Raw genomic sequence first — 1833 nt, 5'->3', positions numbered from 1 at the left:
CCTCTATCCGTGCCCAAACGTGAATTGAACCGATTTCAAATCCGCCCATTCCTACCCAACCGCCAACGTCAGGGTCGCAAAGTGGTTATCCGATCAACAGAAGACAACCTGCCGTGGAGAGGAAACCGTGACCCAAATGCCACAGATACGACTCATTCGGCTCTGATTTCGGTTGCCAAAGACCGCCGAAGTGGGTTGTGGCGGTGGTCGCTGTTGTGGCTGACTGTACTTTCTATTGTGGGAGGAACTGTCACTCTAGGGGTGTTATTCCTGACCCAACTGCCGCCTCCGGTCGATTGCCAGCGTATTTCTCCCCTGTCTGCTGATGGGGAGCGGTTGTACTGCGCTCAACTCGCGGCGGAGTCTGGGGATTTGGATAAGCTGGTAACAGCAATAACCTTAGTCCAGCATTGGCCCCGCACCCATCCCCTCTATTCAGAGGCGCAGCGTATGCTCGAAGAATGGTCTGAGGTGATTCTAAACATTGCCCAGCAAAAAATTAACCAGGGAGACCAGTCGAACGCTGTAGAAATTGCTTCGCAAGTTCCCGTCAGTAGCCCTCTTTACCCCGAGGCACAAGCTCAAATCGCGACCTGGCAAAAAGAATGGCAGCAGGGACGGCAAATTACAAGTCAATTTAAGGATGCGTTGGTGGTGCAAAACTGGCAGCAGGCATCTCAACTGATTACGGCGTTATCACAGCTCAACAGCCAATACTGGAATGGTTCGCGGGTGGATGCCCTGATGCAGCAGTTGGGAGAGGAAAAAGAGGCATGGCAGCAATTACAGGAGGCGCGGGATTTAGCGAAAACGAATCAACTGGCACAATTGGAAGAAGCGATCGCTCTAGCGGCAAAAGTTAACCCTAGCAGCTACCTCAAAGCCGAGGCACAGACTGAATTATCGAAGTGGAGTCGCACGGTATTAAACATCGCCGCTAGTCTTATTGAAATCGGGAATTTTTCCGGGGGAGTTCAGGTTGCCCAGACGATTCCCGTAAACACATCTCTGTATCAGGAAGCACAAGACTGGATGCGCTTAGGTCGTGCTGGGAAAACGGCTAAACAGAATAACTTGCTGGCTCTTGTGGATGCCCTAGCAGCGGTGCGTCAGATCGATACTGAAAGCCCCGTGCAACAGTCAGCGTCTAAGCAAGGAGCATTGTGGGAGTCAAGGTTAGAAGACCGCCTCCAGTTACTCCTGGCTCGCTTTACGGCAAGCTTTGAGCAGCAAACTTCACTCCAGATGGCAATCGAGCAAGCAGCTTTGGTCGAACTAGGACGCCCCCAACGGGTGGAAGCCCAAACGTTAATCGCTCAGTGGCGTCAGGAAAGTCAAGAGATTGATGACCGTAACCATTTGCGAATTGCCCGAGAAATTGCTATAGGAGGAACCATAGAGCAGTTAAGAGCGGCTGTAGACCGAGCCAGCCAAATTCAACTCGGTCAATCCCTGCGGGTGGAGGCTCAAACAGAAATTGCTAAATGGAACCGTCAAATTCAAACGATTGAAGACCAACCGATCCTAGATTTAGCTCGGGCATTTGCCCAGCGCCGGGATTTGATGGGGGCTATTTCCACTGCCAGCCAAATTCGTCCTAATCGGGCGCTGTATGATCAGGCTCAGAAGGAAATTGGCTATTGGGTGGCTCAAGTTCAGACAATTCAAGACCGTCCAATTCTAGAAGCTGCTGCCGCCCTCGCCGCTCAAGGACGGTTTGATGCGGCAATCACGACGGCTGCCCAGATTTCCCCCGAACGAGCACTTTACCAGCAGGCACAAGCCGCGATCGCAATTTGGCAAACCCAACTTCCTCCCATCCCTGATACCCCT

Annotated in this window: 1 protein-coding gene; it reads left to right on the top strand. The window is 52.3% G+C overall.

The window, feature by feature from the left end:
• Window positions 1-24: 24 nt before the first annotated feature.
• Window positions 25-1833 (top strand): hypothetical protein (locus IQ257_RS29510; RefSeq protein WP_193933512.1); only part of this gene is annotated, 1809 nt, incomplete at its 3' end.

Origin of the sequence: Coleofasciculus sp. LEGE 07092 (assembly GCF_015207375.1) — a bacterium.
Classification (GTDB): domain Bacteria; phylum Cyanobacteriota; class Cyanobacteriia; order Cyanobacteriales; family Coleofasciculaceae; genus LEGE-07092.
The sequence above is the reverse complement of the archived record's forward strand: the minus strand, read 5'-3'. Positions and strand labels throughout refer to the sequence as shown.